Origin of the sequence: Leclercia sp. W17 (assembly GCF_003336325.1) — a bacterium.
Lineage (GTDB): Bacteria > Pseudomonadota > Gammaproteobacteria > Enterobacterales > Enterobacteriaceae > Enterobacter.
The window spans coordinates 101,733-113,776 of sequence record NZ_CP031101.1; the positions used below are offsets into that span (position 1 = coordinate 101,733).

The following is a 12,044-nucleotide window of genomic DNA, read 5'->3' on the forward strand; positions in this document are numbered from 1 at the left end:
ATACCTGACCTACAGAAGGACAATGTTTGTAAGCAAGAATAATCCATAACGTGTTTTCCGGCGCCAGGCTTTATGTATTACCCGGACCGTAACGTATATAATTTGTTGTTATGCCAGCTAATGCACAATAACCAGGAAAAGTATGCATATTGTTCACACTGAAGCAGACGGGGGTAAGGGCGGCCAGCCATTACGCATTATTAATGAATCCCTTGGGATGATTCAGCGTGGTCATCAGGTGACCATACTTTGCCCGGAGAGTGCGCCGCTGCACGGCCTGGCGCGCGATGCCGGGTTAACGGTGGTCACCATGCCGCTTCGGCGCAAGAATCTTCAGAACCTGCAGCAGCTGCGTGGCTGGCTGAAAGAGAACCGTTCATCCATTGATGTCATAAATAGTCATAATTCCGCCGATACCTGGCTGGTGGCGCTGGCCAATCTTACCCTCTCAAACCCGGTGCCGCTGGTGCGTACCCGCCATGCCTCCGGCATGCCGCGTAACAACTGGACCACCCGCTGGCTGTTTCGTAAAGCCTGTTCGCATATCGTGACTACCGGCGAAGCGCTGCGCCAGCAGATGGCCGACATCGGCGTACCGATGGCCCAGAGCACCTCTGTGCCGAGCGGCGTGGATACGCAGCGTTTTCATCCGGCGGATAAACAACAGGCTCGCGCATACTGCGGCCTGTCGCAGACCGATTTCTGGCTGGGGATGGTGTCACATCTGCGGCCTAACAAAGGCCATAGCGTGTTGCTGCGCGCGTTAGCCGCTATTGATAACCCGCAGATCAAACTGGCGATAGTGGGTGAAGGGCCGCATAAAGCGACGCTGGAGCAGGAGATTATCGACCTGGGATTACAGGCGCGCGTAGTGATGGCGGGGCACCGGAGCGATCCTGAGCGCTGGTTCCCGGCCTTTGATGTTGCGCTCAGCCCGTCGCACGATATGGAAGGGGTTCCGCAGGGGGTACTGCAGTCGCTGGCCTCGCGTATTGCGACTATTGCTACCGACGCGGGCGGCACGGCTGATGCCGTGATCGACGGCAAGACCGGTATTTTGATCGCGCAGCGCGATGAAACGGCGCTGCGCGAGGCGATTGTGAAACTGTATGAGAATGCTTTACTGCGCGAAACGCTGGCGCAGCAGGGCTATGATTACTTGTGCAGCCATTTCACTCGTGAATGCATGCTCGAGTCGATGGAAAAGGTCTTTTCCAACGCGGCTCAACGCAGCAGTTCGCGATAGAGCGCCTGTAGCTCTTTCGCCATCCGTTCCAGGGTATAAGGCTCAGCAGTGGCGCGTGCCGCTGCTGAGTAATCCACGCCCCGTTCACGGCCATTCAGCCATTCGCCGATCGCCTGCTGATAGCCAGCGTCGTCGAGCGCGTCGCGCACCCAGCCGTTCACCCCTTCTTCAATCCACTCCGCCGCGCCGCAGCCATGGCTGGTGAGCAGCGGAAGGCCGCAGGCCAGCGCTTCGACACAGACATTCGGGAAGGGATCGTAAAGCGTCGGCAGGATAAGTGCGTCAGCGGTGCCGTAGACCTGGCGCACATCGGCGACCGGCCCCAGAAAACGCACCCGGGAAGCGACGCCGAGCGTCTGCGCCAGCTTTTCGAATTTGCGGGCGTGCTTGTCCCGCCCGGCAACCAGCAGCCAGACATCAGGATGAGGCACAATGGCGCGCAGCGCCGTCGCCACCCCTTTACGGCTGAAGCCGGAGCCGACATAGGCCAGAACCGGCGCATGCTGCGGGATACCCAGCGCATCCCTCTGGGAGAGCGAGCGCACATCAGGACTGAAGTGCGCGGTATCCACGCCGTTGTAGATCACCGTCAGCTTGTCCTCTGCCAGGCCAAAACGGCGGGCGATATCGTCCCGCACCATTTTCGAGTTGCAGATCACTTTGCGCAGCGCAGGATGGGTAAACATCTGCGCTTCCGCCCGCAAAATATAGCGATGGTAGCGGCTCAGGGACTGCGCCCAGCGCGCCAGCGGCGACTGGATGCGGTTGTACTGCTCAAGCCAGGTGGCGTGTACTCCATCACCGGCGCGGAAGATGGTCGCCCCGGGAATACGTTCGTGGCTTTGCACGATATCGAACTGCGTAAACTGCGCCGCCGCAGCGTCGGCAAAACCCGACTCGCGATCGAGACGGTTACGGAATGATGGATTAACCGTCAGCGTTTTCCAGCCGGCGGCATCTTCCCACTGGCGGGCAATCAGCGTCACATCCAGGGCCGTATCCTGCGCCAGCACCTTCAGCGCGCGGGAGACGAAGCGCTCCGCGCCGCCGTTGGGGTTATAGGTCTGTCGGACAATCGCGAGCTTCATGCCGGGTTTTCCAGCAGCAGGGTATCAATAGCGCTCAGCACCATTTGCGGGGTGATCGCCGTAATGCAGTCGGAGACGCCGCTGTCGCCGCAGCCCGCTTTACCGCACGGCTGGCAGGTAAAGCCAGCAACAATCACGCGGTAGTTTACCCCCCATGGCGCCCACTTAATCGCCCCGGTCGGGCCGAAGATGGCGACAGTCGGCGTGCCCACCGCGCTGGCGAGGTGCATCGGCATGGAGTCGACGCCAAAGTAGATCCGCGCGTGCTTCATCAGCGCGCCCAGCTCTTTCAGGTTTAGCTGGCCGCTTAAATCAAACACCGGCTGGGTGAGCGCCGCCCGCAGCGCATCCATATAGTCGGTCTCTTCTTTTGACGGCGCGGCAGAGAGGATAACCGGCAGGCCGCGGGCCGCCAGGTTATCAATGGTCGCCGCCAGCTTTTGGATATCCCAGGCCTTAAACATCCAGCGCGACGTGGGGTGGACCAGAATGTAAGAGCCGCTGCTCAGCCCAAAGCCGGCCAGTTTTTCGGCAATCGACGCTTCCGCCGCATCGCCCGGTACAAACAGGGTGTGCTTGTCTGCATCGGTCTGGGGATGGATGCCGATCCGCCGGAGTGCATCGAGATTCACCTCCACCATATGGCGGCTGTTATCCTGGATCGCCGGGTAGAGGGTAGTGAAGGATTTCACCCAGCGGCGACGCGCCAGTCCGCCGCGTTTATCGGGCTTAAAGCCGACGGAGACGCGCGGCTTCAGACGACGCGCCAGACGCGCGCCATGCCAGTGTTCGGTGAGGTTGATCAGCACGTCATACTGACGCGCTTTCAGGGTGTTCAGCAACGCACGATACAGACGGAACTGCGCGAACCAGCCCTTTTTACGCCAGTTACGCCCGATGGTATGCACCTGGTCGATAAACGGATGGCTGGTGAGCATCGCCTGGGTGTCGTCATACACCAGGGCATCCACTTCCACATCGGGATAGTTCGTTTTCAGTACCGTAAAGACCGGCGAGGTCAGCAGAACGTCGCCGTGGTGACGTAGCTTAACAATCAGCACGCGCTTCGGTGGGCGCTCCGCTGAGAAAAAATCAGACATAGGCTCTCTCTGCTGCCAGCAACGGCTCTAATTGCGCAAATACCGCAGCGGCGCTGAGGTCGCTCAGCTGCGATGAATGTTCCGGGCGGCAGATATATTGATTTTTGCCATAGCCGCCAATCAGACCCGGGTCCGTCGGGCCGTAAAGCGTAATATTAGGACGATCCAGCGCCGCCGTCAGGTGGCTGAGACCGGTATCCACCGACACCACCGCCGTCGCGCCCGCCAGCTGCTGCGCCACACCATCCAGCTTCATCCGGGGCAGCACGTCCACGTAATCAAAGCCTCCCGCCAGACGCTTCGCCCGCGCCTCTTCGTGCGGGGCGCCCCACGGCAGCCTGATGCGCAGGCCCGCATGGCTCAGCAGGCCGATAAGCTCGCGCCAGTGGGCTTCCGGCCAGTGTTTGTCATCCCGGGTGGTAGCGTGCAGGAAGATGAGATAAGGCGCGTGTGGCTTTGCATCGTGCAGGAAATGCTGCGAAATGGCGTAATCTCCCTGCAGTTGCGGTTTCGCATAGCCAAGGCTCTTTGCGAACAGCTCCCGGGTGCGCTCCACGGCATGCTGCTGCTTCGCGATCGCGTGGCGACGATTGTAGAACAGGCTCGCCAACGGCTCGCGGGCGCTTTGCCAGTCCATACCGTGCTTTACGCCATGGGCCAACCGGGTGACCAGAGCCGCGCTTTTTACCAGCCCCTGGGCGTCGATGATCGCATCGTAATGCCGGGCCTGCAGCGCGTCGCGAAAGGCCTTACGTTCGGCCTTAATCGGTGCGGAAAACCATGCTTTGCGCCAGCGGCGGATCGCCACTGGAATAACGCACTCTACGGCAGCATGCCAGGTGGGGATCTGGGCGAAGCCCTCTTCCACCACCCAGTCGAAACGGATACCCGGAATAGCCTGCATGGCATCAGTGAGCGAGGGCAGGGTATGCAGCACATCGCCCATTGAGGAGGTTTTAACGATCAATACCCGCATCCGTTATCCTTCTTCGCTCAACAGCAGTTCGTTAAGTTCGTCGAGGACACGCTGCGGAGTGATGTCGATCAGGCTCTGGTGATAGCCTTCAGCGGCGTCACCTTTACGGACTTTATGGTAGCCGGTGATCAGGCGGATCACGCGCGCTTTATGCGACAGCGGCGGGGTGAAGTCCGGGCTGCTCGGGCCGTACAGCGCCACCAGCGGGCGGTTCAGCGCTGCGGCAACGTGCATCAGGCCGGAGTCGTTCGTGACCACTGCCTTACAGGCTGCCAGCAGAACAACCGCCTGCTCCAGCTGGGTCTCCCCGGCCAGATTGCGGCACCAGGCCTGCTGCTCGACGCTCAGTGCGGCGAGGATTTCATTGCCCGCCTCGTGATCTTTCGCCGAGCCGAACAGCACAATCTGATAGCCTTCGTCGATCAGCTGCTTCGCCAGCTCAGCGTAGTGATAGTGCGGCCAGCGCTTCGCCGGGCCGAACTCCGCGCCGGGGCAGAAGCCGATGATCGGGCGTTCGGCCAACAGACCAAAGGTATTGCAGATCTGGGATTTCTCACCCTCGTTCACCTGAAGCTGCGGCCACAGCAGCGGCTGCGGCAGGTCCTTCGCGCTGCGCATCACCCCTTTGTCGTAGGCCAGCGCTACGTAGCGCTCTACCATCAGCGGCCACGCCTCTTTATCCAGCACCCGCGCGTCATTCAGCAGGCCGTAGCGCATCTCGCCGCGCCAGCCGGTGCGGTGCGGAACGCCCGCAAAGAAGGGAACCAGGGCAGATTTAAAGGAATTCGGCAGAACATAAGCGCGATCGTAGCGCTTGTCGCGCAGGCTATGGCCGAGCTTGCGGCGCTCGCCAATTTCCAGCGCCCCGTGGCCGAGCGGCATCGGGATCGCTTCATTCACTTCCGGCATCCGCGATAACAGCGGACGGCACCACGCGGGTGCCATCACGTCAATTATCGCCTGGGGATAGCGCGCCTTGAGCGTGCGATAGAGACTTTGCGACATCATCATGTCGCCCACCCATGACGGGCCTACCACCAAAATTTTCATACTTACGCGTCGCGGTTCAGCCAGGCCATATATTCCGTTACCCCTTCGGCAACGGTCTTGAACGGCTTGTCATAGCCAGCGGCACGCAGGTTGGTCAGATCCGCCTGGGTGAATGCCTGATAGCGGCCTTTCAGCTTGTCCGGGAACGGGATGTACTCAATGGTGCCTTTCTGGTGATACGCCAGCGCTGCGTCCGCCACCGCCTGGAAGGATTCCGCCCGGCCGGTGCCCAGGTTGAAGATGCCGGAGACGCCGTTTTCCCAGAACCACAGGTTCACCGCCGCCACATCGCCCACGTAAACGAAGTCACGCTTAAAGCCATCGCTGCCTTCAAACAGTTTCGGACTTTCGCCATTATTCAGCTGCGTGTTGAGGTGGAAGGCCACGCTCGCCATGCTGCCTTTGTGACCTTCGCGCGGTCCGTAGACGTTGAAGTAGCGGAAGCCGACAATCTGGGAGTTCGCTTCTGGCAGTACCTGGCGTACATATTCGTCAAACAGGAACTTGGAGTAGCCGTAGACGTTCAGCGGCTGCTCATACTCGCGGGACTCGATAAAGTCGGAGGTACGCCCGCCATAGGTCGCCGCGGAAGAGGCGTACAGGAACGGAATTTCGCGCTCCAGGCAGTAGTGCAGGATCTCTTTGGAGTACTGATAGTTGTTGTCCATCATGTACTTGCCGTCCCACTCGGTGGTGGAGGAGCAAGCACCTTCATGGAAGATTGCGTCGATATCGCCGAACTCTTCGCCCGCCATAATCTGGATCAGAAAATCTTCTTTATCCATGTAGTCGGCAATGTTCAGATCCACCAGGTTTACAAACTTGGTGCCGTCTTTCAGGTTATCCACCACCAAAATGTCGGTGATGCCTTTGTCATTGAGAGCTTTAACAATATTGCTGCCGATAAAGCCCGCGCCGCCGGTAACGATGATCATAACTGTAACCTTTGAAGTGTGGAGCCCGGGGACAATCCCGGGCACTGATATTCATATCATATCATTAGTATGACCACCCTTCAGCCATTCACCGACTTAGCGCAGGGGTACACGTGATTTATGCTGCAAAAACGATAACTGTTAAAGCGTCATCTCGTATAGAGGTATAGCTTTGGGTAATATGTGCCGAAATTTGCCGAGTCTGGAGAATTGCAATGCGTGGTGATTTTTACAAACAGTTAAACAGTGACCTGGAAACCGCGCGGGCGGAAGGGTTGTTCAAAGAAGAGCGAATCATTACCTCCGCTCAGCAGGCAGATATCACCGTTGCCGACGGCAGCCAGGTGATTAACTTCTGCGCCAACAACTACCTGGGTCTTGCGAATCACCCTGAGCTGATTGCCGCGGCGAAGGCGGGCATGGACACCCACGGTTTTGGCATGGCCTCCGTGCGTTTCATCTGCGGTACCCAGGACAGCCATAAGGCGCTGGAAAGCAAGCTGGCCGCCTTCCTCGGAATGGAAGATGCCATTCTGTACTCCTCCTGCTTCGATGCCAACGGCGGTCTGTTTGAGACCCTGCTCGGCGCGGAAGATGCCATTATCTCCGACGCCCTGAACCACGCTTCCATCATCGACGGCGTGCGTCTGTGCAAAGCGAAGCGTTTCCGCTACGCCAACAACGACATGGTTGAGCTGGAAGCCCGTCTGAAAGAGGCCCGCGAGGCTGGCGCGCGTCATGTGCTGATCGCTACCGACGGCGTCTTCTCGATGGACGGCGTGATCGCCAACCTGAAAGGCGTCTGCGACCTGGCGGACAAATACGATGCGCTGGTGATGGTAGATGACTCCCACGCCGTCGGTTTTGTCGGCGAAAACGGTCGCGGCTCCCACGAATACTGCGACGTGATGGGCCGCGTGGACATCATCACCGGTACGCTGGGTAAAGCGCTGGGTGGTGCCTCCGGCGGCTACACCGCCGCGCGTAAAGAGGTGGTGGAGTGGCTGCGTCAGCGTTCCCGTCCGTACCTGTTCTCCAACTCCCTGGCGCCGGCCATCGTTTCCGCCTCCATTAAAGTGCTGGAGATGGTGGAGTCCGGCGCCGATCTGCGCGACAAACTGTGGGCCAACGCCCGTCTGTTCCGCGAAAAAATGACCGCCGCAGGCTTTACCCTGGCCGGTGCCGATCACGCCATTATCCCGGTGATGTTGGGCGATGCCGTCGTGGCGCAGAACTTTGCCCGTGAGCTGCAGAAAGAGGGGATTTACGTCACCGGTTTCTTCTTCCCGGTGGTGCCAAAAGGTCAGGCGCGTATCCGCACCCAGATGTCTGCGGCGCATTCCCCTGAACAAATTGAGCGTGCGGTGGAAGCCTTTACCCGCATCGGCAAACAACTGGGCGTGTTTGCCTGAGGACGCATAATGAAAGCATTATCCAAACTGAAAGCGGAAGAAGGCATCTGGATGACCGACGTTCCAGAGCCGGAAGTCGGACATAACGATCTGCTGATTAAAATCCGTAAAACCGCTATCTGCGGTACCGACGTGCACATCTACAACTGGGACCAGTGGTCGCAGAAGACCATCCCGGTGCCGATGGTTGTAGGCCACGAATATGTTGGCGAAGTGGTAGGCATCGGTCAGGAAGTAAAAGGCTTCAAAATTGGCGATCGCGTCTCTGGCGAAGGCCATATCACCTGCGGCCACTGCCGTAACTGCCGCGGTGGCCGTACCCACCTGTGCCGCAACACCGTGGGCGTGGGCGTCAACCGTCCGGGCTGCTTCGCAGAATACCTGGTGATCCCGGCGTTCAACGCCTTCAAAATCCCGGACAATATCTCTGACGATCTCGCCTCCATCTTCGACCCGTTCGGTAATGCGGTACATACTGCGCTCTCCTTCGACCTGGTAGGCGAAGACGTGCTGGTGTCTGGTGCAGGCCCAATCGGCATCATGGCAGCAGCCGTGGCGAAGCACGTCGGTGCGCGTAACGTGGTGATCACCGACGTGAACGAATACCGTCTGTCGCTGGCGCGTAAAATGGGCGTTACCCGTGCGGTGGATGTCTCTAAAGAGAGCCTGAACGACGTGATGGAAGAGCTGGGTATGACCGAAGGCTTTGACGTCGGTCTGGAGATGTCCGGTGCGCCACCGGCGTTCCGCACCATGCTCGATACCATGAACCACGGTGGCCGTATCGCGATGCTGGGTATTCCGCCGTCGGATATGTCCATCGACTGGAACAAAGTGATCTTCAAGGGGCTGTTCATCAAGGGCATTTATGGCCGTGAGATGTTCGAAACTTGGTACAAGATGGCAGCGCTGATCCAGTCGGGTCTGGATCTCTCTCCGATTATTACCCATCGTTTCTCCATCGATGAGTTCCAGCAGGGCTTTGACGCGATGCGTTCAGGTCAGTCCGGGAAAGTTATCCTGAGCTGGGATTAAGTAAAAAAGCGCCTACGGGCGCTTTTTTTCGCTGGTCTCACGTTTTTACGTCCACAAACGGATTGATACTAACTTTTCTTCGCTTTTTTCGCCCTGCGCTTATAGAGTTGGCTAAGGTTTACTTAACTTTACAGCGCATATGTTCAAGCTCACCGTTTGTTTGTTGACCTGTAATTCCGCCCGGTTGCTGCGTGAAGTGCTGCCTCCGTTGATCGTCGTCTCCGATGAAATCATTGTTCTCGACTCAGGCAGTCACGACGCTACATTAGCGATTTGCCAGGAGTATGGCATCACCCCTCATCACCACCCCTATGCCATGCATGGCGTACAGATGAATCACGCCATCGATCTGGCGAGCAATGACTGGGTGTTATGCATGGATAGCGATGAAATTCTGGATGCGGAGACCGTGGATTTTATCCTGCGTCTGAAAGCAGGTGATGAACCCCACCCACAGCTGGCATGGCGTATCGCCCGCTACTGGCATGTGCTGGGGGAAGAGGTGCGCACCATTTACCCCGTCTCCTCGCCTGATTTCCCGGTGCGGCTGTTTAACCGGACTCAGGCGCGTTTTAATCAGCGTCCGGTGGATGACAAAGTGGAAGGGGTGATCCAGTCGGCGAAAATACCGGGCCGCGTTCGGCATGACACCTTCTATTCCCTGCATGAGGTGTTCAACAAGCTCAACAGCTACACCAGCCGGCTGGTGAAGTACCAGCCCGTAAGGCCGTCGATTGCCCGTGGCGTCATCAGTGCCATCGGCGCGTTCTTTAAGTGGTATCTGTTTAGCGGCGCGTGGCGTCAGGGGAGAGTGGGGGTGGTGACCGGTCTCTACGCCACCTTTTATAGCTTCCTGAAATATTTCAAAGCCTGGTACCAACACCAGGAGCAAAAAGCGTCCGCGGACAAAAAAAAACCTGCGGACTCTCGTGTCATTGAGTAGGCCATCCCGCCTGAGGCGGGATTAGCTTTTCTTACCCCAGCCCTGCCACTGCAGCTGAACATATTTCACCAGCGTACTCTGGCTGATGCTTTCGCCAATTACCGAGAAGTAGCGGGTGACGTAAACCGGCTCTGGCGGCTGCTTAGGCGCACAAAGCGTCACGCCACGGAAAGGGTTACGCGGTTTTGTGCCAGGCGCAGCGCCAGCGTGCGGCGTGCTGACCGGTCGGGAGGTATCTACCTGCGGCTCATTGAGCAGGCTGCTCGCCGGTACCAGGGTTATATCCGCAGGCAGGTTGGGCAGCATCTGCTGCAACACGCGAACGGTGGACGGGTGAGGGTGTCCGATGGCGATAGCTGAACCCGATCGGCGGGCCACCTGTACGGCACGGTTAAACTGGACGCGGATATCGGCTTCGTTTTGCGTGTCATCGAGAAACACTTTGCGCTTAATCACCTTCACGCCGGTGCCCTGCGCGGCGCGCATCGCCTGGCTGTTGCCAATGGTCATGCTGTCCAGAAAGTAGAGGTTATAGCGCGCCAGCGACTGCATCACTTTCTGCATGCCAAACAGGCTGGAGGTCATGGCGCTGCCCATATGGTTATTCAGCCCTACGGCGTAGGGGACTTTGCCATAGGCTTCGCGGATGATGCGCTCGATCTCGTCGCTGGTCATCTCCGGGCGCAGCGTATCTTTTTCCAAAGGCTGTTTACTGAGCGGCGCCATCGGCAGGTGGATCAGCACTTCATGCCCGCTGTTATGGGCTTTGGTGGCCATTTCATGCGCGTGAGGCGCGTTCGGCAGGACGGCGACAGAGATGGCGGAGGGCATCGCCAGGACCTGATTTTCTGTGTGTGGACGATAACCGAAGTCATCGATAACGATAGCGAGTTTACCTGCGTAAACCGGCATCGCCAGCGCCAGTGCGCTGACGAGGGGAAAAACCATACGACGAAATTGAAGCAAAACTTATCTTCCCAACCACGGCTGTGGATTGACCGCCTGACCCTGGCGACGAATCTCGAAATAGAGTGACGGGCGGCCCTGACCGCCACTGCTGCCCACAAGGGCGATAGCCTGACCGGCCCGCACCTGGGTACCAACGCTGACCAGCGCGCTCTGGTTGTAGCCGTAAAGACTCATGTCGCCTTTACCGTGCTCTACCACCACCACCAGGCCGTAGCCCTGTAGCCAGTCGGCGAGGATCACCCGGCCATCGGCGATAGCTTTGACTTCGCTGCCTTCCGATGCACCGATCACAATCCCCTTCCAACGTAGCTCACCCTGCAGCTGTTCGCCATAGCGATGCAGAATAGAACCGCGTACCGGCCAGTAGGCCTGGCCACGCGGTGAGCCTAAGCCGCCGGTGCGGGACATCAGCGAACGTTCGTTTTCGGTCGGTTTATAGGTGGTGCCTTTGCGGGAGGCTTCCTGTTGTTTGTCACGCACGGCCTGCGCTTCGCGGGCCTCTCTTTCGGCGCGCGCTTTCGCTGCCGCCTCTGCACGGGCGATGCTGTTGCGTAATTTCGATTCGTTAGCACGCATTTCGCTCAGCTGGCTCTGACCTTCCTGAATGGAGGATTCGAGACCGGCAAGGGTTTTCTTACGTTCGTTGCGCGCCTGCTCCAGCTTGGCTTGCTGCGCCTGCTGATCGTAGAGCAGGGTCTGCTGCTGGCTCTGTTTCTCTTCCAGCTCCGCTTTTTGCGTGGTGACCTCTTCGCGCGTCTGCTTCAGCTGGGCGATGGTCTCCTGGCGGGACTGGTTGAGGTAACCGAAATAGGCCTGCAGGCGCTGCCCGCGCTGGCTCTCTTCGCCGCTGAGGATCAGCTGAACGCCGGTGTGTTCACCCTGGCGAAAAGCTGCGTCTAACTGCGCCGCAAGGTTGCGCTCCTGAGCCGCGCGCTGGCGCTCAAGTTTGGCGATAGACGCATTCATCTCGTCTATTTGTTTATTGAGCTGGGCGAGGGTGTTCTGGGTTTCACGTAGCTGACGTGCGGCCGCGGAGATGGCCTCTTCCTGCTTTTTGAGTTGCGCAAGCAGCGACGAGCGTTGCTGCTGCTGTTGGCGTACCGCCCGCTCTTTAGCGGCGATATCCGCCTGAATGGTTTTGAGCTGATCGCGCTCGTCCGCCTGGGCGGATGCCGCGCACAACAATACGCCAGCGCTGAGTGCGCTGGCGTACAGTAAAGGCCTGACTGATAACCGTAACGGCTTCACGACCCATGTGAATGAAACAATCGCCTTTCCCCTCATGGGGAG

General features: G+C 58.7%; 11 protein-coding genes. 4 read left to right on the forward strand and 7 right to left on the reverse strand.

Features of this window, described 5'->3' with window-relative positions; genetic code table 11:
• Positions 1–142 precede the first annotated feature (142 nt).
• Positions 143–1,246 (forward strand): glycosyltransferase family 4 protein, encoded by a 1,104-nt coding sequence (locus DVA44_RS00515; protein WP_114385511.1) that lies wholly within the window; start codon positions 143–145, stop codon positions 1,244–1,246.
• Here the strand turns inward: DVA44_RS00515 and DVA44_RS00520 are convergent.
• Genes DVA44_RS00520 through rfaD form a run of 5 tightly spaced genes read right to left on the reverse strand, consistent with a single transcriptional unit; the run spans position 1,225 to position 6,395 of the window.
• Entirely contained in the window at positions 1,225–2,334 is a 1,110-nt protein-coding gene (locus DVA44_RS00520) for a glycosyltransferase family 4 protein (RefSeq protein WP_114385512.1), read from the reverse strand. The two genes, DVA44_RS00515 and DVA44_RS00520, sit on opposite strands and share 22 nt — an antisense overlap.
• Positions 2,331–3,434, reverse strand: a complete 1,104-nt coding sequence (gene rfaQ / locus DVA44_RS00525; RefSeq protein ID WP_114385513.1) for a putative lipopolysaccharide heptosyltransferase III — start codon at positions 3,432–3,434, stop codon at positions 2,331–2,333. The genes DVA44_RS00520 and rfaQ overlap by 4 nt, the downstream gene beginning before the upstream one ends.
• Complete coding sequence (gene rfaC / locus DVA44_RS00530; protein ID WP_114385514.1) at positions 3,427–4,410, reverse strand: lipopolysaccharide heptosyltransferase RfaC; 984 nt, start codon at positions 4,408–4,410, stop codon at positions 3,427–3,429. Before rfaC ends, rfaQ begins: the two co-directional genes overlap by 8 nt.
• A gap of 3 nt (positions 4,411–4,413) precedes the next feature.
• Complete coding sequence (gene rfaF / locus DVA44_RS00535; protein WP_114385515.1) at positions 4,414–5,460, reverse strand: ADP-heptose--LPS heptosyltransferase RfaF; 1,047 nt, start codon at positions 5,458–5,460, stop codon at positions 4,414–4,416.
• A 2-nt stretch (positions 5,461–5,462) separates the two neighbouring features.
• Complete coding sequence (rfaD, locus tag DVA44_RS00540) at positions 5,463–6,395, reverse strand: ADP-glyceromanno-heptose 6-epimerase (RefSeq protein WP_103177730.1); 933 nt, start codon at positions 6,393–6,395, stop codon at positions 5,463–5,465.
• Between the two features lie 215 nt (positions 6,396–6,610).
• On the opposite strand from rfaD, the gene kbl reads away from it, so the two are divergent.
• The 3 genes from kbl to DVA44_RS00555 all read left to right on the forward strand — a co-directional run bounded on the left by kbl (position 6,611) and on the right by DVA44_RS00555 (position 9,785).
• Entirely contained in the window at positions 6,611–7,807 is a 1,197-nt protein-coding gene (gene kbl, locus DVA44_RS00545) for a glycine C-acetyltransferase (RefSeq protein ID WP_114385516.1), read from the forward strand.
• Between the two features lie 9 nt (positions 7,808–7,816).
• Positions 7,817–8,842: an L-threonine 3-dehydrogenase gene (gene tdh, locus DVA44_RS00550; protein WP_103177732.1), complete on the forward strand. Its 1,026-nt coding sequence runs from the start codon at positions 7,817–7,819 to the stop codon at positions 8,840–8,842.
• Between the two features lie 139 nt (positions 8,843–8,981).
• A complete protein-coding gene (locus DVA44_RS00555) occupies positions 8,982–9,785 on the forward strand; it encodes a glycosyltransferase family 2 protein (RefSeq protein ID WP_114385517.1) in 804 nt (267 codons plus the stop codon).
• Positions 9,786–9,806: 21 nt separating this feature from the next.
• Here DVA44_RS00555 and DVA44_RS00560 read toward each other — a convergent pair whose 3' ends face one another.
• Positions 9,807–10,751 carry a divergent polysaccharide deacetylase family protein gene (locus DVA44_RS00560; RefSeq protein WP_114385518.1) on the reverse strand — a complete coding sequence of 315 codons (945 nt, stop codon included), beginning with the start codon at positions 10,749–10,751 and terminating at the stop codon, positions 9,807–9,809.
• Positions 10,752–10,754: 3 nt separating this feature from the next.
• Positions 10,755–12,038, reverse strand: coding sequence for a murein hydrolase activator EnvC (gene envC, locus DVA44_RS00565; protein ID WP_114385519.1), 1,284 nt, complete (start codon positions 12,036–12,038; stop codon positions 10,755–10,757).
• Positions 12,039–12,044 lie beyond the last annotated feature (6 nt).

What these genes read in the sequence shown, in the direction of transcription:
- DVA44_RS00515 (WP_114385511.1), top strand. Translation starts at nt 143, where the DNA reads ATGCATATTGTTCACACTGAAGCAGACGGGGGTAAGGGCGGCCAGCCA.
- DVA44_RS00520 (WP_114385512.1), bottom strand. Translation starts at nt 2,334, where the DNA reads ATGAAGCTCGCGATTGTCCGACAGACCTATAACCCCAACGGCGGCGCG.
- rfaQ (WP_114385513.1), bottom strand. Translation starts at nt 3,434, where the DNA reads ATGTCTGATTTTTTCTCAGCGGAGCGCCCACCGAAGCGCGTGCTGATT.
- rfaC (WP_114385514.1), bottom strand. Translation starts at nt 4,410, where the DNA reads ATGCGGGTATTGATCGTTAAAACCTCCTCAATGGGCGATGTGCTGCAT.
- rfaF (WP_114385515.1), bottom strand. Translation starts at nt 5,460, where the DNA reads ATGAAAATTTTGGTGGTAGGCCCGTCATGGGTGGGCGACATGATGATG.
- rfaD (WP_103177730.1), bottom strand. Translation starts at nt 6,395, where the DNA reads ATGATCATCGTTACCGGCGGCGCGGGCTTTATCGGCAGCAATATTGTT.
- kbl (WP_114385516.1), top strand. Translation starts at nt 6,611, where the DNA reads ATGCGTGGTGATTTTTACAAACAGTTAAACAGTGACCTGGAAACCGCG.
- tdh (WP_103177732.1), top strand. Translation starts at nt 7,817, where the DNA reads ATGAAAGCATTATCCAAACTGAAAGCGGAAGAAGGCATCTGGATGACC.
- DVA44_RS00555 (WP_114385517.1), top strand. Translation starts at nt 8,982, where the DNA reads ATGTTCAAGCTCACCGTTTGTTTGTTGACCTGTAATTCCGCCCGGTTG.
- envC (WP_114385519.1), bottom strand. Translation starts at nt 12,038, where the DNA reads ATGAGGGGAAAGGCGATTGTTTCATTCACATGGGTCGTGAAGCCGTTA.